General features: G+C 54.8%; 19 protein-coding genes. 8 read left to right on the top strand and 11 right to left on the bottom strand.

Going from position 1 to position 20112, the window contains the following annotated elements:
• Positions 1-27: 27 nt before the first annotated feature.
• The gene (locus ABGA49_RS02630; RefSeq protein ID WP_061495008.1) at positions 28-1311 is read right to left on the bottom strand and encodes a YeaH/YhbH family protein; all 1284 of its coding nucleotides are present in this window, start codon (positions 1309-1311) and stop codon (positions 28-30) included.
• A 66-nt stretch (positions 1312-1377) separates the two neighbouring features.
• Positions 1378-3312 (bottom strand): protein kinase YeaG, encoded by a 1935-nt coding sequence (gene yeaG / locus ABGA49_RS02625; RefSeq protein ID WP_061495010.1) that lies wholly within the window; start codon positions 3310-3312, stop codon positions 1378-1380.
• A 431-nt stretch (positions 3313-3743) separates the two neighbouring features.
• On the opposite strand from yeaG, the gene ABGA49_RS02620 reads away from it, so the two are divergent.
• Both ABGA49_RS02620 and ABGA49_RS02615 read left to right on the top strand, forming a co-directional pair.
• Positions 3744-4490 carry a MipA/OmpV family protein gene (locus tag ABGA49_RS02620; RefSeq protein ID WP_061495011.1) on the top strand — a complete coding sequence of 249 codons (747 nt, stop codon included), beginning with the start codon at positions 3744-3746 and terminating at the stop codon, positions 4488-4490.
• Positions 4491-4581: 91 nt separating this feature from the next.
• Positions 4582-5439: an aldo/keto reductase gene (locus ABGA49_RS02615; protein ID WP_347665090.1), complete on the top strand. Its 858-nt coding sequence runs from the start codon at positions 4582-4584 to the stop codon at positions 5437-5439.
• Between the two features lie 43 nt (positions 5440-5482).
• Here the strand turns inward: ABGA49_RS02615 and ABGA49_RS02610 are convergent, their stop codons facing one another.
• Together ABGA49_RS02610 and gapA are read right to left on the bottom strand one after the other, a co-directional pair.
• On the bottom strand, positions 5483-6367 hold the full coding sequence (locus ABGA49_RS02610) for a D-hexose-6-phosphate mutarotase (RefSeq protein ID WP_061495015.1): 885 nt from the start codon (positions 6365-6367) through the stop codon (positions 5483-5485).
• A gap of 75 nt (positions 6368-6442) precedes the next feature.
• A complete protein-coding gene (gene gapA / locus ABGA49_RS02605) occupies positions 6443-7438 on the bottom strand; it encodes a glyceraldehyde-3-phosphate dehydrogenase (RefSeq protein ID WP_061495017.1) in 996 nt (331 codons plus the stop codon).
• 342 nt (positions 7439-7780) lie between these two features.
• Here gapA and msrB point away from each other — a divergent pair, with 342 nt between their 5' ends.
• The gene (gene msrB / locus ABGA49_RS02600) at positions 7781-8194 is read left to right on the top strand and encodes a peptide-methionine (R)-S-oxide reductase MsrB (protein ID WP_061495018.1); all 414 of its coding nucleotides are present in this window, start codon (positions 7781-7783) and stop codon (positions 8192-8194) included.
• A 39-nt stretch (positions 8195-8233) separates the two neighbouring features.
• Positions 8234-8506 carry a YeaC family protein gene (locus tag ABGA49_RS02595; protein ID WP_134318291.1) on the top strand — a complete coding sequence of 91 codons (273 nt, stop codon included), beginning with the start codon at positions 8234-8236 and terminating at the stop codon, positions 8504-8506.
• Between the two features lie 71 nt (positions 8507-8577).
• Here ABGA49_RS02595 and pncA read toward each other — a convergent pair whose 3' ends face one another.
• From pncA to sppA, 3 genes are all read right to left on the bottom strand, one after another.
• Positions 8578-9219 carry a bifunctional nicotinamidase/pyrazinamidase gene (gene pncA / locus ABGA49_RS02590; protein ID WP_061495022.1) on the bottom strand — a complete coding sequence of 214 codons (642 nt, stop codon included), beginning with the start codon at positions 9217-9219 and terminating at the stop codon, positions 8578-8580.
• A 10-nt stretch (positions 9220-9229) separates the two neighbouring features.
• Entirely contained in the window at positions 9230-10246 is a 1017-nt protein-coding gene (gene ansA, locus ABGA49_RS02585) for an asparaginase (RefSeq protein WP_347665089.1), read from the bottom strand.
• Positions 10247-10309: 63 nt separating this feature from the next.
• A complete protein-coding gene (gene sppA / locus ABGA49_RS02580) occupies positions 10310-12163 on the bottom strand; it encodes a signal peptide peptidase SppA (protein ID WP_088236917.1) in 1854 nt (617 codons plus the stop codon).
• Positions 12164-12326: 163 nt separating this feature from the next.
• Between sppA and ABGA49_RS02575 the strand changes: the two genes are divergently transcribed.
• A complete protein-coding gene (locus tag ABGA49_RS02575) occupies positions 12327-12878 on the top strand; it encodes an NAD(P)H nitroreductase (RefSeq protein ID WP_061495027.1) in 552 nt (183 codons plus the stop codon).
• 58 nt (positions 12879-12936) lie between these two features.
• Here ABGA49_RS02575 and phoC read toward each other — a convergent pair whose 3' ends face one another.
• Positions 12937-13683, bottom strand: a complete 747-nt coding sequence (gene phoC, locus ABGA49_RS02570) for an acid phosphatase PhoC (protein ID WP_061495029.1) — start codon at positions 13681-13683, stop codon at positions 12937-12939.
• A 266-nt stretch (positions 13684-13949) separates the two neighbouring features.
• Here phoC and selD point away from each other — a divergent pair, with 266 nt between their 5' ends.
• Both selD and ABGA49_RS02560 read left to right on the top strand, forming a co-directional pair.
• Positions 13950-14993 (top strand): selenide, water dikinase SelD, encoded by a 1044-nt coding sequence (gene selD / locus ABGA49_RS02565; RefSeq protein WP_088236915.1) that lies wholly within the window; start codon positions 13950-13952, stop codon positions 14991-14993.
• Positions 14994-14997: 4 nt separating this feature from the next.
• Entirely contained in the window at positions 14998-16938 is a 1941-nt protein-coding gene (locus ABGA49_RS02560) for a DNA topoisomerase III (protein WP_347665088.1), read from the top strand.
• Between the two features lie 53 nt (positions 16939-16991).
• Here ABGA49_RS02560 and gdhA read toward each other — a convergent pair whose 3' ends face one another.
• Entirely contained in the window at positions 16992-18335 is a 1344-nt protein-coding gene (gdhA, locus tag ABGA49_RS02555) for an NADP-specific glutamate dehydrogenase (protein ID WP_088236914.1), read from the bottom strand.
• 235 nt (positions 18336-18570) lie between these two features.
• Between gdhA and ABGA49_RS02550 the strand changes: the two genes are divergently transcribed.
• Complete coding sequence (locus tag ABGA49_RS02550) at positions 18571-18858, top strand: DUF1496 domain-containing protein (protein WP_061495037.1); 288 nt, start codon at positions 18571-18573, stop codon at positions 18856-18858.
• Here the strand turns inward: ABGA49_RS02550 and ABGA49_RS02545 are convergent.
• Complete coding sequence (locus tag ABGA49_RS02545; protein WP_061495038.1) at positions 18824-19240, bottom strand: pyrimidine (deoxy)nucleoside triphosphate diphosphatase; 417 nt, start codon at positions 19238-19240, stop codon at positions 18824-18826. The two genes, ABGA49_RS02550 and ABGA49_RS02545, sit on opposite strands and share 35 nt — an antisense overlap.
• 7 nt (positions 19241-19247) lie before the next feature.
• Positions 19248-20111 (bottom strand): rhodanese-like domain-containing protein, encoded by an 864-nt coding sequence (locus tag ABGA49_RS02540; RefSeq protein WP_088236913.1) that lies wholly within the window; start codon positions 20109-20111, stop codon positions 19248-19250.
• Between the last annotated feature and the right edge of the window lies 1 nt (position 20112).

Here is a 20112-nt window from a genome sequence, read left to right as displayed (position 1 = left end):
ATAGCTTAACTGGCTGATTTCTATGGTTTAATTACCTGAGGTAGCGCTCTGTTTGTGGAACAACTCGCGGAAGACCGGATAAATATCTTCCTGATCACGGATATGCTGGATGGCGAAGTTATCGAACATCGTTTGCAGATGTTCGTACTCGCGCCATAGCGTCTGGTGTGCACGGCGCGTGATCTCGATATAGCTGTAGTAACGCACCACAGGCAGAATTTTCTTCGCCAGGATTTCGTGACACAGCGGCGAGTCATCCGCCCAGTTATCACCGTCTGACGCCTGCGCCGCATAAATATTCCACTGCGCCGGGTCGTAACGATCTTTGACCACTTCATCCATCAACTTCAGGGCGCTGGAGACAATCGTGCCGCCGGTTTCCTGTGAGTAGAAGAACTCGTGCTCATCCACTTCTTTCGCCTGCGTATGGTGGCGGATATAGACCACTTCAACGTTTTTATATGTCCGGCTCAGGAACAGATAGAGCAGAATATAAAACCGTTTGGCCATATCTTTCGTCGCCTGATCCATGGATCCGGACACGTCCATCAGGCAGAACATGACAGCCTGGCTGGAGGGCTCAGGGCGTTTTTCGTAATTTTTATAGCGTAAGTCAAAGGTGTCGATAAACGGCACACGCTCGATCTTCGCGCGCAGTTCCGCAATCTCTTTGCGTAATCGTTCCTCTTCAAGCAGTTGTGCCGGTTCGCTTTTGGCAACCGTATCCAGACTCTCTTCCAGTTCTCGCAGTTCGCGGCGTTTACCGGCCGTCATGGCCGTGCGGCGTGCGAGGGAGTTCTGTAGCGAACGCACCACGCTGATATTCGCCGGTACACCGTTAGCGGTATAGCCGGCACGGTGGGTTTTAAATTCATTAAGCTGCCGTTGCTGATTTTTTTTCAGGTTCGGCAGCGCCAGATCCTCAAACAGCAAATCGAGGTACTCATCTTTAGAGATCTGGAAAACAAATTCATCCTGTCCTTCACCGTCCTGGCTGGCTTCACCCTGACCGCTGCCACCACCGCCACCGCCGCCCTGCGGGCGTTCGATACGGTCGTTTTGAACAAAATGATCGTTACCCGGATGTACACGATGGCGCAAACCACCGCGCCCCTGATGAAACATCGGTTCGCTGATATCCTCCGTCGGGATGGAGACGGATTCGCCATTCTCCACATCGGTCACCGAGCGCTTGTTGATCGCCTCGGAAATCGACTGTTTTATTTGCGCTTTATAACGGCGTAAAAATCGCTGGCGGTTAACCGTGCTTTTATTTTTGCCGTTCAGACGCCGGTCAATGAACCAGGTCATAGTTCCCTCCCGCTGCGTATGCCAACTTTGCTGCCAGGCCGCGCCCGTGACGCGGCCTGTGCGTTGTTATGATGATTTACGTACACGCAGATACCATTCGCACAGCAGGCGAACCTGCTTACGGGTGTAGCCTTTCTCCATCATACGATCGACAAAGTCGTCATGTTTTTTCTGCTCGTCGGTTGAGGTTTTGGCGTTGAACGAAATCACCGGCAACAACTCTTCGGTATTCGAGAACATTTTTTTCTCGATAACCGTGCGCAGTTTTTCGTAACTGGTCCAGTTCGGGTTGCGGCCACTGTTGTTGGCGCGAGCGCGCAGCACGAAATTGACGATTTCATTACGGAAGTCTTTCGGGTTACTGATCCCGGCGGGCTTCTCGATTTTTTCCAGTTCCGCGTTCAATGCTTCGCGGTCAAAGAGCTGACCGGTATCCGGATCGCGGTACTCCTGATCCTGGATCCAGAAGTCCGCATAGGTGACATAACGATCAAAGATGTTCTGCCCGTATTCGGAATAGGACTCCAGGTACGCAGTCTGGATCTCTTTGCCGATGAACTCGGCGTATTTCGGGATCAGATAGCCTTTCAGGAACTCCAGGTAACGTTCCGCCAGCTCTTGTGGGAACTGTTCGCGCTCAATCTGCTGCTCCAGCACATAGAACAGGTGCACCGGGTTTGCCGCGACTTCGACATGGTCGAAGTTGAAAACGCGGGAGAGGATTTTAAAGGCGAAACGCGTCGACAGACCGTTCATCCCTTCATCCACACCGGCGTAGTCGCGGTATTCCTGGTAAGACTTCGCTTTCGGGTCGGTGTCTTTCAGGCTTTCACCGTCATAGACGCGCATTTTGGAGTAGACACTGGAGTTTTCCGGCTCTTTCAAACGCGACAGAATCGAGAAGCGCGCCAGTGTTTCCAGTGTGCCCGGTGCGCAGGGCGCATGAGACAGCTCACTGTGATTGAGCAGTTTTTCGTAAATTTTGATCTCTTCCGAGATGCGCAGGCAATAAGGCACTTTGACGATATAAACACGGTCAAGGAAGGCCTCATTGTTTTTGTTATTACGGAACTGTACCCATTCTGATTCGTTCGAGTGGGCAAGAATGATGCCGTTAAAGGGCAGGGCGGAAATCCCTTCGGTCCCGTTATAGTTCCCCTCCTGCGTGGCGGTCAGCAGCGGGTGTAGCACCTTGATAGGCGCTTTAAACATTTCGACGAATTCCATGATCCCCTGGTTGGCGCGGCACAATGCACCGGAGTAACCGTAGGCGTCAGGATCGTTTTGCGCGTGGTTTTCCAGTTTGCGGATATCCACTTTACCCACCAGCGCGGAAATGTCCTGGTTGTTTTCGTCACCGGGTTCCGTTTTCGCAATCGCTATCTGCTCCAGAACCGACGGCCACACTTTAACCACCCGGAATTTACTGATGTCACCACCAAAGTCATGCAGACGTTTTGCCGCCCACGGCGACATGATGGTGCCTAAATAGCGCCGTGGAACGTTGTACTCTTTTTCCAGGATCTGCGCGTCTTCCTGGGGGTTAAACAGGCACAGAGGATGGTCGTTGACCGGGCTGCGCTCGCCATTTGCGCTCAGCACGTAAATAGGCACCCGTTGCATCAGCGATTTCAGGCGCTCAGCCAGTGACGATTTACCCCCACCCACCGGGCCAAGTAAATAAAGGATCTGTTTCTTCTCTTCCAGTCCCTGTGCAGCATGCTTGAGATAAGAAACGATTTGCTCAATGGCCTCTTCCATTCCATAGAACTCTTCAAACGCCGGGTAGCGTCCAATTACCCGGTTCGAAAAGAGACGGGAAAGCCGTGGCTCCTGGGCAGTGTCAACCATCACTGGCTCACCAATGGCCATCAATAGCCTCTCTGCCGCGTTAGCATAGGCACTGCGATCTTGCTTACATATTGCAAGAAACTCCTGCAGTGTGAACTCTTCGTCCTTGGCAGCTTCATAGCGCTGGCGATAGTGATCGAATATATTCATGGCATGCCGTCCTTTCGTTTTTTAGCACAGGTTAAGAGCCGTTCATATGAGTAGTAGAGGCTCCCGGAAGCGTTAACTGAACGACGCTGAATGTCATACAGCAACCCTTATGCCAGGTTGCCAGTCATTAACCAGGTGCGTGTCAGGAAAAACGTCTTCTTAAATTAAGCGTAGATGGCTTTGCAAAACTTGCATGCCGTCAAAAAACAATTTCAATGACATATCAATAACTCATCCAAAAAAAACTGCTTTTGAGATAAGCGTCAAGTGGCGGTGTCTTCTGCTGGTCATATAATTGCAAGCTGCCTGTCATTTAATGACCGCAGAGTAGTGAGTTTAGTTTTGTAATGTTTAGGTAAAAAAATTTGGGGTCGATGTGCAGCGCGGTTAAACTTCTCACGCAATTATTTGACGACAGGAAAGGAAGGACTGTGACCAAAATCAAACTCCTGGCATTGGGCGTGCTGACTGCAAGCGCCGCATTTGCCGCTAACGCAGAAAATACCTTTTCCCTTGGCGCAGGGGTTGGGGTGGTTGAATCCCCGTACAAACAGTACGACAGAGAGGTTCTCCCGGTCCCCGTTATCACCTATGAGAGTGATAATTTCTGGTTCCGCGGTTTGGGCGGCGGTTATTACCTGTGGAATGACGACGCCGACAAACTCTCCATCACCGCGTTTTACTCCCCGTGGCGCTTCAAGCCGAAAAACAGCGATAACAATCAATTGCGTCAACTGGACAGCCGTAAAGCCACGGTAATGGCGGGGCTCTCTTATATCCACAATACGCCGTATGGTTTCCTGCGCACGACGCTTGCCGGTGATACGCTGGATAATAGCAACGGTATCATTTGGGATGCGGCGTGGCTCTACCGTTACACCAATGGCGATCTGACGTTAACGCCGGGTATTGGTGTGGAATGGGCGAGTGACAAACAGAATGAATATTACTACGGTGTTTCCCGCGCCGAAGCGCGCCGTAGCGGTCTGAACAGCTACGATCCGGACAATGGCTGGAGCCCTTATCTGGAGCTGAGCGTGAGCTACCGGCTCTCTGATAGCTGGAGCGTGTACGGTACCGGGCGCTACACACATCTGTCTGATGAAATCAAAGACAGCCCGATGGTGGATAAGTCCTGGGCGGGGCTGTTATCCACAGGGGTGACCTACCGTTTCTGATTGTGCACCTTAACAGTGCAATCTATGCATCAAAACAGGGCCTTCGGCCCTGTTTTGCTTTACGCTGGTGCGTTTATCGCAGGAGGATGGTATGGCAGAGAAAAACGTCACGTTTACAGGTCAGGTTACTCTCCCCGCCGTGGGCCAGGGAACCTGGTATATGGGCGAGAATGCGCGGCTACGTAAGTCCGAGGCCGATGCACTGCGGGTGGGCGTCGAACGGGGACTGACGCTTATCGATACGGCGGAGATGTATGCCGACGGCGGTGCGGAAGAGGTGGTTGGCGACGCATTACAGGGCGGCCTGCGCGATAAGGTCTTTCTGGTTTCCAAAGTCTACCCGTGGAATGCCGGTGGCAAGAAAGCCATTGCTGCGTGCGAAGCCAGCTTGCGCCGTCTGAAGACCGATTATCTCGATCTCTATCTGCTGCACTGGCGCGGTAATTATTCACTGGCGGAAACCGTCGACGTGATGGAAACGCTGATGCAGCAGGGGAAAATTCGCCGCTGGGGCGTCTCCAATCTGGACTATGGCGATATGCAGGAGCTTTCCCGCGTGACCGGAGGGAACGCGTGCGCCACCGATCAGGTGCTATATCACCTGGGATCGCGTGGTATTGAATATGATCTGCTGCCGTGGTGCCAGCAACAAGGGATGCCGGTAATGGCATATTGCCCCCTGGCGCAGGCGGGACGTCTGCGGGACGGCCTGCTGGAAAACCACGTGGTGCAGGATATTGCCCATGTGCATGGCGCAAGCGCGGCGCAAATTTTGCTGGCGTGGGTTGTCAGTCATCAGGGCGTGATCGCCATTCCGAAAGCGGCAAGCATTGCGCACGTGGAAGAAAATGCGGCGGCACTGGGCATTACGTTAAGTCCTGATGAGCTGTCCCGACTGGATAAAGCCTTCCCGGCGCCAAACCGTAAAACGCCGCTGGATGTGGTGTAATGCGTTTTTTACCCTCTCCACTGGGAGAGGGTAAGCACAGTGATTAACGTTTCACCACGCGGATAGTCTGCGCCAGGCGGGACGGTTTCTCTTCGGTGGTTTTCTGCGGTACGGTCGCATTGACCGATTCCACACAGACAAAGGTCTTGTAGCCGTCATCTGGCATGTCAGCCATGCTGGCGGACAGCGCCGGGCCAGGGTTCCATGCCACCACGTTGGCATTATGGCTGTGGATCACTTCAATCTTACGGTTCAGCGCATCGTCATGAATCACGCTGCAGGCTTCTGCGTTCAGATAGACGCGATCGGTACGGTCCGGGAACGTCTGTACACCGTCGGCCAGCACATCTTCTTTTGCGTCATTCACTTTATCAATCAAGCGATCGCCCAGCCCGCTGACTTTCACCGCTGCGATATCGCCGACGTTGAAATAGGTATGCAGGGCCGATGTGGTTTCAAATTCACCGTGGGCTTCCAGCTCCATTTCGCAGGTTGCGCCCAGTTTATAACGGGCATACAGCGTGAAGTCGTGCGGCCAGAATTTGCGAGAGGCATCGCTGCTTTGCAGTTCAAATGTCAGTACCACGCCCGCGGCGTCTTCGTTATGGGCCTTCAGCACCCATGGCAGATTACGCGCAAAACCGTGCGCAGGCAGCCCTTGCTGTTTGGCTGGGCCAAACCATGGCCAGCATACGGGTACGCCGCCACGCAGTGCGACGCCGTTTTTAAACGGGGTATTGCCGCTCAGCCACAACACTTCTTCTTCACCTTGTGGCTTCCAGGAGAGCAGATGCGCGCCCTGCAGGGCGAAGGAACCTTTTACCTGCGGATGGTCAACAACGATCACATCCAGGTCGTCCATTTTGCGACGGGAAAGAACAGGGGTAATTTGTTCGACTACCGGAAGTGCAAAAATTTTATTAATCATTAACGCAATCCTCTGTCTTCAAAACAAAAAAAGAGCGACCGAAGTCGCTCTTTCAGATCATGTTCTCATCTCAACTTATTTGGAGATGTGAGCGATCAGGTCCAGAACTTTGTTGGAGTAGCCAGTTTCGTTGTCGTACCAGGAAACCAGTTTCACGAAGTTGTCGTTCAGTGCGATACCCGCTTTAGCATCGAACACGGAAGTGCACACTTCGCCGTTGAAATCGGTAGAAACAACGTCGTCTTCGGTGTAACCCAGAACGCCTTTCATCGGGCCTTCAGACGCGGCTTTGATGGCTTTCTTGATTTCTTCGTAGGACGCTGCTTTTTCCAGACGAACGGTCAGGTCAACAACGGATACGTTCGGAGTCGGAACGCGGAACGCCATACCAGTCAGTTTGCCGTTCAGTTCCGGCAGTACTTTACCTACTGCTTTAGCAGCACCGGTAGAGGACGGGATGATGTTCTGTGCTGCGCCGCGGCCGCCGCGCCAGTCTTTGTGAGACGGGCCATCAACGGTTTTCTGGGTTGCAGTGGTCGCGTGAACAGTGGTCATCAGACCTTCGATGATACCGAAGTTGTCGTTGATAACTTTTGCCAGCGGAGCCAGGCAGTTGGTGGTGCAGGATGCGTTGGAAACGATGTCCTGGCCAGCGTAAGTTTCGAAGTTAGCACCGCGTACAAACATCGGGGTGTTGTCTTTGGACGGGCCAGTCAGAACAACTTTTTTCGCACCAGCGGTGATGTGTTTACGTGCAGTTTCGTCGGTCAGGAAGATACCGGTCGCTTCAGCAACAACGTCAACACCGATTTCGTTCCATTTCAGGTTAGCCGGGTCTTTCTCAGCAGTAACACGGATGGTTTTGCCGTTAACAACCAGGTGGCCGTCTTTCACTTCTACGGTACCGTTGAAACGGCCGTGAGTGGAGTCATATTTCAGCATGTACGCCATGTATTCAGCGTCCAACAGATCGTTGATACCAACGATTTCGATGTCAGAACGTTCCTGAGCAGCACGGAAAACAATGCGACCGATACGGCCAAAACCGTTGATACCTACTTTGATAGTCATATATTCCACCAGCTATTTGTTAGTGAATAAAAGGTTGGCTGTAAAATTACAAAAACCTTACGCAGCGTCAAGCGGAATCGTGTCAATCATTGCGACAAATCAATCCTCCGCATAACCTTTGTTCGACTGACTCGCCTCACTCTTCCTTTGAGCATGTCCACACATGGGGACGCCGCCCGGAATTTTAAAGGTCAGACAGGAGAAAAATGTGAAGCCACTCACAATTCCCCGGCTGCTTTAACGCAACTGCTAAGTTTAGAACAAAAGTTAACACCTGAGTGTTAATGTTTTGTTAGAATTGGGCTGAAAAGTTGTCGATTTTTTAGCGTGAGATGTGAGCAAATGGCGAATAATTCTTCTGAAAACGACCTGAAAAAAGATCTGACGGAAATGCAGTTTTACGTGACGCAAAACCACGGCACTGAACCGCCGTTTACCGGACGTCTGCTGCATAACAAACGCGACGGCGTGTATCACTGTCTGGTGTGCGATGCCGCGCTGTTTCATTCTCAGACCAAATATGATTCCGGCTGCGGTTGGCCGAGCTTTTTCGAACCGGTGAGCGAAGAGGCTATCCGCTATCTCAACGATTATTCTCATGGTATGCAGCGCGTGGAAATTCGCTGCGGGAAATGTGACGCCCATCTCGGTCATGTGTTTCCGGACGGGCCACAACCTACCGGTGAGCGTTATTGCGTCAACTCCGCGTCGTTGAGCTTCACCGACGAGGAAAATGGTGACCAGACACGCGGTTGAAAAATCGATTCAGCGATTATTCCATTGGAGTTAAACAGGATGAGTGTTGATCAAATCGTTAACAGTATGACGCCGGAGATCTACCAACGTCTGGTGACCGCCGTAGAGTTAGGCAAATGGCCGGATGGCGTCGCACTGACGCCGGAGCAAAAAGAGAACAGCTTGCAACTGGTGATGTTGTGGCAGGCGCGAAATAACACCGATGCGCAACACATGACTATCGATACCAACGGGCAGATGGTGATGAAAAGCAAGCAGCAACTGAAAGAAGATTTTGGCATTGCGGCAAAACCGATAGCGACGTTCAAGTGATAATCGCGCGGTGCCCCGCCAGGAAAAGTCAGGCAGAAGCGCACTTCCGCCTGACGCGTGTTCTGGCACAATCAGCGCTGCGTTTCCTGCCAGTCCGCCAGTGTATAGAGTGTGGCGCCTGCCGCGGCCATTGCCATAAATGCCTGCGGACTATCCTGCGGATCCAGATTCACGCCACGGCAGCCATCCGTGATCACATTGACCTGGTAACCCAGTTGCAGGGCATCGAGTACGGTGAATTTGACGCAGTAATCGGTAGCTAATCCCAGCACTATCAGCTCGGTGATGCCATGCTGACGCAACCAGCCGTCCAGCGCGGTTTTCTGCCGGTGACCGTTATCGAAAAACGCGCTGTAACTGTCAATCAGCGGATTTTCACCTTTGTGAAACACTGCATCGATAGCCTGTTGCCTGAGCAACGGATGCAGTTCCGCGCCAGCGCTGTTCTGCACGCAGTGATCCGGCCAGAAGGTTTGCTCTAACCCATCCAGCTTGCCCTGGCTAAAGGGCGGAACGCTATGCTGACTGGCGAAGCTGCCGTGATCTGCCGGGTGCCAGTCGAGGCTGGCGACCACGGCGTCTCCACGCGCGCCACACCACGCCATCATGGCGTTGGCGACATCCACGGTGCTGTCGCCTTCAGCAACAGCCAGTGCGCCGCCCGCGCAGAAATCATTCTGAATATCCACCAACAGCAGTGCGCGTTGCGTCATCGCTCTCTCCTCACTCGTCCGGTGTCAGTTCACCACGCAGGTTTTGCGTCATCGCGGTACGGATCGCGTCGGCGTCCAAATCCTGGCTTAACAGATAGTGAAGTTTAGTCAGCGTGGCTTCCACCGTCATATCCGCACCGCCAATCACGCCCGCATGGGCGAGGGCGTTGCCGGTGGCGTAACCGCCCATATTCACCTTGCCGGACATACACTGCGTGAGGTTCACCACCACGATGCCGCGTTCGCTTGCTTCTTGCAGTTCGCGGAGGAATTCGCCATTTTGTGGCGCGTTACCCACGCCATAAGAGCGGAGGATTAGTGCTTTCACTGGCTGGCGCAGGAAGTTGCGCACCACATCGGCGGAAATCCCCGGGTAGATGGTCACCACGCCAATCGGCTGCGGCGTAATGGGATGCACCACCAGTTCACCAGAGGTGTGCGGGGCGGGTGGCGTACCGAGACGGCGAATATGGATACCGGCTTCAAGCAACGGAGCGAGGTTAGGCGAAGCAAACGCATCAAAACCGTCGGCATGGGCTTTGGTAGTGCGGTTACCCCGGAACAGACGATTATTGAAGAACAGTGAGACTTCGTTGATCGGAAAATTTGCTGCCACGTACAGCGCGTTGAGCAGATTGATTTGGCCGTCTGAGCGTAGCTCTGCCAGCGGTATTTGTGACCCTGTCACAATTACCGGTTTGCCGAGATTTTCCAGCATAAACGACAGTGCTGACGCGGTGTAGGCCATAGTGTCAGTGCCGTGCAGAATGACAAAACCATCGTACTCGTCGTAATGCGCTTTGATATCGTCAGCGATATGTTGCCAGTCTTCCGGCGTCATATCGGAGGAGTCCATCAGCGGATCATATTCGTGAATGGTAAAGTCGGGCATTTCCGGACGGTGGAATTCAGGCATCAGCGCCAGCTGGCGTTGCAGGTGGCCAGATACCGGCACATAGCCGTGTTCGGAGCGTTGCATACCAATGGTCCCGCCAGTGTAAGCAACGTAAATGGATTTTTTTTGCATAATTATCGGTTCTTGCGGCATCAAAAAAATCCCCTCCATAGGGAGGGGATGCGTAGGGATATGTTAACGGATATTGGCGCAGTTCAGACAGAGCGCATAACGATTTTGCGGATCGTTGAACACCGCCAGCTTATCGGTTTCATTTTTTACTTCCAGCGCGGCGCTGGCCAGCGGCGCAGGCAGATAAGCCTGTAATGCCTGCGGTAGCATGGCGCGAACGGAACCGGACATGCTGTCCATCACCCGGTCAAAGAAGCTCGGCTCTTCTTCGTAATAGTCCACATGCCACTGTTTGAGTTTTGCCAGTTCAGCGGCTTTTGCCAGCGCGTCATCGAAATCACCCAGCCCGTCAACCAGACCGTTGGCTTTGGCGTCCTGGCCGGTCCAGACGTGACCCTGAGCAATCTTATCGATCTGTTCCGGCGTGCTGTTACGTGACTGGGCGACCAGCGTGATAAAGCGTTTGTAGCCGTTTTCGATGCTGATCTGCATCATCTGTTGCACTTCCGTCGGCAACGCTTTGGTCATGCTGATATCTGCCAGCGGCGATGTCGCCACGCCATCGGTATGCACGCCAATGCTGTCGAGGCTGTTTTCCAGCGTATTGATCACGCCGAAGATACCAATTGAGCCGGTCAATGTACTCGGGTTTGCCAGAATGTAGCTCGCCGGCGTCGAAATCCAGTAGCCACCGGAGGCCGCCATCCCGCCCATCGACACCACCACCGGTTTGCCGGAGGCTTTTGCTGCCGCCAGTTCTGAACGGATAACTTCAGAGGCGCTGACGCTGCCGCCCGGACTGTTAACGCGCAGCACGATAGCTTTCACCTTCGGATCCAGACGCGCATCGCGGATTTGCGAAGCGGTAGTATCACCGCCCACGTTCCCTGGTGTTTCTTCGCCATCCATGATGGCACCATTGGCAAAAATCACCGCCACGGTATCGCCCACATCGCTTGGGGTCTTCAGCGGGTAATCATAGAAGCTGACGGCACGGAAGTTCTTATCTTCACTGCTCCAGCCAAACTGTTTCACCAGCGCTTTTTCCGCCTCGGCGGCGGAACCCAACTCGTCCACCAGCTTATTATCCAGCGCATATTTTGCGGTGTCGCCATCGACTTTACGCAGACCATCCAGCATCGCTTGCGCACCCGGGAACACCTGCTGTGCAGTGATCTGACGGTTAGCGGCTACGGTATTGAGATAGTTTTGCCACAGCTCGTTAATCCAGCGGCTATCTGCGTCACGCGCAGCTGGCGACATATCGTCACGAATAAACGGTTCAACGGCGGATTTATACGTGCCGACGCGGAACACATGGGTGGTGACTTTGAGCTTATCCAGCAGTGACTTGTAATACAGGCCGTTCGTGGCGAAACCGTGCAAATCGACCACGCCCTGCGGTGAGAGCCAGATTTTATTGGCAAAACTGGCAAGGTAATACTGACCCTGGCTGTAGTTATCCGCCACGGCATAGACCGGTTTACCGCTGTCGCGGAATGCACGCAGCGCTTTGCCGATATATTGCATGGATGGCTGGTCGGCCCCGGCAAAGTTCTTCAGGTCCATTACAATACCGGTGATATTGCGATCGGCCTGAGCCTGGCGAATGGTTTCGACGATATCGAACAAGGAGTTCTCTTGCAGGCGATCGGAGCTGGCGCCAAAGAACTGACGACCAAGCGCACCCAACCGGCTGCTGGTGCTGGGTTTATCGACGACCACGCCGGAAATGTCCAGCAGCAAGGCCCCACGGCTGCTGTGCTCGGCTTTGCCGGCGCTGAGTTGCATCCAGATGCCCACACCGACCAGCACCAACAGGATAAAGAACAGGTTCAGCACCAGATTGCGGATAAAGCTCAGCAATCGCCAGGCCCATTTAAAAAAACCGGCAATAAAACGCCAAAGGGTTCGCATGTATTCTCCCTGGTAGTTAACGCCCACCGCTGCCCTGAGCGGCAAAGTGTGGTTATCCTAATTACCCTGCTGCAACTTGTCAGCAGGAATCGCCTCCGGCGCTGTAACAAATTCTACGCGCGTGTTAATTTTATGAACAAATTTCAATACAGGAGTTTAACTAATGGATGCACTAGAACTTCTCGTCAACCGTCGCAGTGCTTCCCGGCTGGTGGAACCGGCCCCGGAGGGTGAACAACTGGATAACATTTTGCGCGCAGGTATGCGTGCGCCGGATCACGGCACGTTGCAACCGTGGCATTTCTTTGTCATTGAGGGCGAAGGGCGCGAGCGCTTCAGCCAGACGCTGGAGAAAGGGGCGATTGCAGCCGGTCAGGATGAAAAGGGCATTGAAAAAGCGCGCACCTCGCCGTTTCGCGCGCCGCTGATTATTGCCGTGGTGGCAAAATGCCAGGAACATCACAAAGTCCCGCAGTGGGAGCAACTGCTCTCGGCGGGTTGCGCTGTGATGGCGATGCAAATGGCTGCGCTGGCGCAGGGATTTAATGGGATCTGGCGTACCGGCCCGTTGACCGACAGCCTGGTGGTGCGCGAAGCGTTCGGCTGTCGCGAACAGGATAAAATTGTTGGTTTCCTTTATCTTGGCACCCCGCAGTTAAAAGCCTCAACCACGGTCAGCGTGCCGGATACCGCGCCATTTGTGACGCATTTCTGAACCAAAAACAGGGTTTGCTGGCCCGGTCAGCGTTACGCCGCCGGGCCATTCTGAAGGCTTATTTGCGTTGAGCGGCAAATTCGTCTTTCGCTTTCTGCAACTGCTGCTGGAAGGCCGGGTTGGTGTGCAGCGTCGCCACGACCGCTGAGCCAACGATACGCGCAGCATCCACATCACTCTGCCAGTGGTAGCCACAAATCACCCGACTTTGCCCGAGATCGTAACCACGTTTCAGGATTTGATCCTGCCTTTGCGGATTGATCTCGGCGAGCACCAGCGCGGTTGCCCAGCCGATCGACGTGTGACCGGAAGGATAGGAACCGTTTTTCGCCAGCGTATCCTGCTCTTTGGTGTTGCAGGTCGGTACGCCGTAGAAGGCAAACGGGCGAATGCGCATGTACTTCTGTTTGGCGCCGCGGGTGGCCAGATCGCCAGCATCTTCAATCATGTTGGTCAGCAGCTTATGCAACTGCGGTGCTTCTTTTTCGGTAATTGGCGAGCCAAACGCGGCAGAGAAGGCGTTCGCCACGCCGCCTGCGCTCAGGTTGGCGTCTTCGGCAGCCTGTTTACCTCGTTCGGTGTTACGTATCAAACGGCCCTGTTCATACATGGCCTGATCGTTCAGGAAAGCAATGCTGCCCACTTCCGGCGGCGGTGGCAGCAGGGCAAGGCTGTCGATAGCCTGGGCGTTTTTCAGGTAGTAAAGATCGGGTTTGGTGGTGGCGTCGTTGCCCGCAGGCACCAGCGCCAGTGCGCTGGTAGAAAGCAGGCTGGCAAGACAAAATGCGAGAATATTTTTTTTCATTCGCCATGGTTCCTTGGTGTTGGATAACGTCCGTCGCCCTTTCAGGCTCTGTCATCTTTCTGTCACAATTCGTAAAAAATAAACTTGGCGTCGCTCGCAAAATGGCCGATGAATTCACGCTGGCGGCAGACGCTACGGAAAAACAGATGTGACAAGGGTGGCTTTCGTTCGCTTAATGAGCAATAGCGCGCGAATTCAGATTGCCAGACTTATCAGCTTACCGTTTGGGCGCTACCATAGCGGGATTGCAATGACAGGAGATGTCCATGAGCGAGCAAGCAATTCGTTTAACGCAATACAGCCACGGAGCCGGTTGCGGTTGTAAAATTTCCCCCAAAGTGCTGGATACCATTCTGCACAGCGAACAGGCGAAGTTTCTCGACCCGAACCTGCTTGTCGGCAACGAAACACGCGATGATGCGGCGGTGTACGATCTGGGTAACGGCACCTGCATTATCAGCACCACCGATTTTTTCATGCCTATTGTCGATAACCCCTTCGATTTCGGTCGCATTGCAGCGACGAACGCCATCAGCGATATCTTCGCCATGGGCGGTAAACCGATCATGGCGATTGCGATTCTTGGCTGGCCAATCAGTAAACTGGCACCGGAGATCGCCCGTGAAGTGATCGACGGTGGGCGTTTTGCCTGCCAGCAGGCGGGGATTGCGCTGGCGGGCGGTCACTCCATTGATGCACCGGAACCGATTTTTGGCCTCGCGGTGACCGGCGTGGTGCCGACGGAGCGGGTGAAGAAAAACAGCACCGCGCAGGCAGGCTGCAAACTTTTCCTCACCAAACCGCTGGGTATTGGCGTGTTGACCACCGCCGAGAAAAAATCCCTGCTGAAAGAGGAACATAAAGGACTGGCGACAGAAGTAATGTGCCGGATGAACGTCGCCGGGGCGGCCTTTGCCGGTATTGATGGGGTGAAAGCGATGACTGATGTCACTGGTTTTGGCCTGCTGGGTCACCTGAGCGAAATGTGCCAGGGCGCGGGCGTACAGGCGCAGGTCTGGTATCAGGACGTACCGAAATTGCCGGGCGTGGAAGCGTATATCGCACAAGGTGCGGTGCCAGGCGGCACCCAGCGTAACTTTGCCAGTTACGGGCACCTGATGGGGGAGATGTCTGCGGATGTGCGTGATTTGCTGTGCGATCCGCAAACCTCCGGCGGTTTGCTGCTCGCCGTGTTGCCGGATGCCGAAGCCGAGGTCAAAGCGACGGCGGCAGAATATGGTATTGAGCTGAGCGCCATTGGTGAGCTTGTCGGCGCGCGCGGTGGTCGTCCGATGATTGAGATCCGTTAATTCGATGCGGTTATTTATTGCCGAAAAGCCCAGTCTGGCCCGCGCCATCGCTGATGTGCTGCCAAAGCCGCATCGCAAAGGTGACGGCTATATTGAGTGCGGTAATGGACAGGTAGTGACCTGGTGTATTGGTCATCTGCTGGAACAGGCGCAGCCCGATGCCTACGACAGTCGCTATGCGCGCTGGAATCTGGCGGATTTACCGATCGTGCCGGAAAAGTGGCAGTTGCAGCCACGCCCGTCAGTGTTGAAACAAATCAACGTTATCAAACGGCTGCTGGCCGACGCGGAGCAGGTGGTGCACGCAGGTGACCCGGATCGTGAAGGGCAATTGCTGGTTGATGAAGTGATTGATTATCTGCAACTGGCCCCGGAAAAACGCCAGCAGGTGCAGCGTTGCCTGATTAACGATCTGAACCCACAGGCGGTGGAACGTGCGATCGAGCGTTTGCGGGCGAACAGCGAATTTATTCCGCTGTGCGTCTCGGCGCTTGCGCGTGCGCGTGCGGACTGGCTGTACGGCATTAATATGACCCGCGCTTATACCTTGCTCGGCCGTAATGCGGGGTATCAGGGCGTGCTGTCGGTGGGGCGCGTGCAGACGCCAGTGCTGGGGCTGGTGGTGCGTCGCGACGAAGAGATTGAAAACTTCGTGGCGAAAGATTTCTTCGAAGTCAAAGCGCATATCGTTACGCCCGCCGGAGAGCGTTTTACCGCGCTCTGGCAGCCGAGTGAGGCCTGCGAACCTTACCAGGATGAAGAGGGGCGCTTGTTGCATCGCCCGCTGGCGGAGCATGTGGTCAACCGCATCAACGGTCAGCCCGCCTTTGTTACAGCTTATAACGATAAACGGGAATCAGAACTGGCACCGTTGCCGTTCTCCCTTTCGGCACTGCAAATTGAAGCCGCAAAGCGTTACGGGCTCAGTGCGCAGACCGTGCTGGATATCTGCCAGAAGCTGTACGAAACCCATAAGCTTATTACCTATCCGCGTTCGGACTGCCGTTATCTGCCGGAAGAGCACTATGCCGGGCGACATGCGGTGATGAACGCCATTGGCGCGCACGCGCCGGATTTACTGCCGCAACCGGTGGTGAACCCGGATACCCGCAACCGTTGTTGGGACGATAAAAAAGTTGATGCGCACCATGCCATTATTCCTACCGCGCGCGCCTCAAAGGTGAATCTCACCGACAATGAAGCCAATATCTACAACCTGGTGGCCCGGCAGTATCTGATGCAATTCTGCCCGGATGCGGTATTCCGCAAATGCCAGATCGATCTCGATATCGCCAACGGTAAGTTTATCGCCAAAGCGCGGTTCCTCGCGGAAGCGGGCTGGCGCACGTTGTTAGGCGCAAAAGAGCGCGATGAAGAGAACGACGGCACACCGCTGCCGGTGGTCGCAAAAGGCGATGAGCTGCTGTGTGAAAAGGGCGAAGTGGTGGAGCGCCAGACTCAGCCGCCGCGCCATTTTACCGATGCCACACTGCTTTCCGCGATGACCGGTATCGCGCGTTTTGTGCAGGATAAGGACCTGAAAAAGATCCTGCGTGCTACCGATGGTTTGGGTACGGAAGCGACCCGCGCCGGGATCATTGAGCTGTTGTTTAAACGCGGGTTTCTGGTGAAGAAGGGGCGCTATATTCATTCGACCGATCCCGGTCGGGCGCTGATCCACTCCTTGCCGGAAATGGCGGCGCGTCCGGACATGACCGCACACTGGGAGTCGGTGCTGACGCAAATCAGTGAAAAAGAGTGCCGCTATCAGGACTTTATGCAACCACTGGTCGGCACATTACATGAGTTGATTCACCAGGCGCGCAACACGCCAGTGCGTCAGTTTCGTGGGCTGGTAGCGCCAGCTGCAGAGAAGAAAAAGAAAACCTTTGCTAAAACCCGGGGGAAGAAACAGCCGCCTCCGGCAGACGCGGCGGTGTCATAACACCACAGACCGGATAAGGCATTGATTCCGCCATCCGGCCTGCGGTGGTGGGTTTAAATCACGCCCTGCGCCATCATCGCATCGGCGACTTTGACAAAGCCCGCAATGTTGGCGCCGCGCACATAGTGAGTCTGTTTACCCTCTCCGCCGTACTCCACGCAGGCCTGGTGAATATCAAGCATGATATGGTGCAAGCGGGCATCCACTTTTTCGGCCTTCCAGCCCTGACGGGCGGCATTTTGCGCCATTTCGAGACCTGAAGTGGCGACGCCCCCTGCATTGGCGGCTTTGCCCGGCGCAAACAGCACGCCCGCATCAAGGAACAGCTCTGTGGCTTCGATGGTGGTTGGCATGTTTGCCCCTTCCGCGACTGCTTTTACACCGTTGGCGATAAGCATGCGCGCGGCATCGGTACCCAACTCATTTTGCGTTGCACATGGCAGGGCGATATCTACCGGCACGGACCAGGGTTGTTGGCCGGCCAGATAGGGCAGACCGAATTCACGGGCGTAATCCGCAATGCGTCCATCGCGACTGGCTTTGATTTCACACAGCCGTGCCAGTTTTTCCGCAGTAAAGCCCGCTTCATCCACCACCGTACCCGCAGAGTCGGAGGCAGTGATCACCCGTGCGCCAAACGCCATCGCTTTTTCAATGGCGTATTGCGCCACGTTACCGGAACCGGAGACGGCAACGCGCAGCCCTTCAAAACCCAGGCCGTGGCGCTTGAGCATGGCTTCGGTAAAGTACACCAGTCCATAACCCGTGGCTTCCGGACGGATCAGGCTACCGCCAAACGAGAGTCCTTTGCCGGTAAAAACGCAGGCGGTATTGTTGGCGAGTTTTTTCATCATCCCGGCCATAAAGCCGACTTCACGTGCGCCGACGCCGATATCCCCGGCGGGAACGTCGGTATCCGCGCCCAGATGGCGATAGAGTTCGCTGATCAGCGCCTGGCAGAAACGCATCACTTCACCCTCACTTTTGCCTTTAGGATCGAAATCGCTGCCACCTTTACCGCCGCCCATCGGCAGGGTGGTGAGGGCGTTTTTGAACGTTTGCTCAAAGCCGAGGAACTTGAGGATGGATAAGTTCACCGAAGGGTGAAAACGCATCCCGCCTTTGTACGGGCCGATAGCGGAGCTGAACTGTACCCGCCAGGCGCGGTTAACCTGCACCTGATTGCGATCATCAACCCAGGCCACACGGAACTGAATAATTCGCTCCGGCTCCACCAGCCGTTCCAGCAGCGAAAACTGGCGGTAGCGAGGGTTTGCGTCAAGGAAGGGCCAGAGGGTTGTCATAACTTCACGAACGGCCTGGGAGAACTCGGGCTGGTGTGGATCGCGTTGTTGAACATAAGTGAGAAATGATTCAAGAGAGTGGGTCTGATCCATAGATATAAATTTCTCTTATCGTATAGGTGGGGATTTTGTGTTGTTGTGCGCAAAAAAGCGGCGCTTTTGGACTATAACATCCGCAATGCGGAGGGTCGCAAGGGAAAAATTCGCTCACCAGGCAAATTAATAACCGCCTTCATGTCATAACTAAAAGCGATGACTGAGGAAATTAAAGTCCTGCGAAATAGATCCGTTATAGTAACTACGTGGAGTTAATCAGAAAGGACAGGTTATGACCCGTTTCAGGTGGATCGCTGCGGTGGTACTGGTTGCCGCATCCGGTAGTGTGCTGGCTGAGCGCTTACCGTCGCCCGGCGTTGAAGTGAATATCCCCCCGGAAGTATTCAGTTCCGGCGGGCAGACGCAAACAACGCAGCCTTGTCTTCAGTGTTGCGTGTATGGCAATCAAAACTATACGGAAGGGGCGGTGATCAAGACGGAAGGCGTGCTGCTGCAATGCCAGCGTGATGAGAAAGCCCTCTCCACTAATCCGCTGGTCTGGCGGCGCGTGAAGCCATAAAGGCGTCCAGTAAAGGGAGGTCCGCCGGAGCCAGTTCGTGTTGCAGGGCTTCGGCGGGCGTACACCATATCAACGCACGGTGGTAATGCCGCACAGGTTCACCGCTGAAAGTCACCACATGCCAGGCGTGCAGCGTAATAAGGCGCCCGGAGACTTCCCGCTGGTGGCTGGCGACATAGCTCGCCGGTTCTGCCTCAATACCCAGCTCTTCACGCAGTTCGCGCACAAGCGCCTGCGGCTGGCTTTCGCCGGGTTCCACTTTCCCACCGGCAAATTCCCATAACCCGGCCTGATCCGCATGCGCGGGGCGTTGTGCAAGCAAGATTTTGCCATCGCGCTCAATGATCGCCGCCACGACATCAAGCGCTTTTACTGTTGTCATTGCCAGATTATTCCCGGTAATACTGCTGACTCCACTCAAACCAACCACCGTCATACACGGCGATATCCTGCCACCCAAGTGACCATGCAACCAGAAACGCAAGCGAGGCGCGCCAGCCGGTGCCGCAATAAAACACCACGCTCTGTGCTGAGGAGATCGCCTCTTTTGCCCACAATGCGGCGATCTCCTGCGCTGGGCGCAGGGTGCCATCCGGGTTGTGATAGGCGCAGATATACTGGCTTGTACCTTCTGCATGTCCCCAGCGAGCGCCCGGAATATCACCCGCAGTGGCGATATAGTCATAGCCGCTTACCGCACCGCTGAACTCTGCCCAACTGCGCACGCTCACCAGCACGATCTCGCCACGTTGGCGCAACGCGAGGGTTTGCGCCAGATTACGCAGCAACTGTGGTTGCGCGGGAAGAGGTGCACCAAAATCCTGTGGCATCACCCTTGGAGATGGCCCAGCCATCTGCGCCAACCCGGCCTGTTGCCAGCATTGCCAGCCGCCATCCAGCAGGCGCACGTTTTGTACCCCGGCATACAATAAAATATGCGCCAGTCGCTCAGCCGCGTAATTCTGGCGGCCATATAGAATCACCTGCGTATCAAAACGCAGTCCGTGTCGTGCTAACACCGCCCGCAGGGTAACTGGCGGCACCACGTTCCACAACGGCAGACTTTCCACTTCATGGGTGTCGATATAGCCTGCACCGGCAATATGCCCGGTGCGATATGCCGCTCCGTGGTCACAGCCCACTTCCAGCAACCGCCATTCTCCGACGAGGCTGGCGGGCGTCTGGTGCTGGCGGAGAACATCATCCAGCCACTGTGTCGTGACCCACAGGGAGAGTGGGCGCGGTGGTGACATT

It is taken from the genome of Kosakonia sp. WA-90 (genome assembly GCF_039871955.1).
GTDB lineage: Bacteria > Pseudomonadota > Gammaproteobacteria > Enterobacterales > Enterobacteriaceae > Kosakonia > Kosakonia oryzendophytica.
Note: the sequence above shows the minus strand (reverse complement) of the source record. Positions and strands in the feature narration are given on the sequence as shown.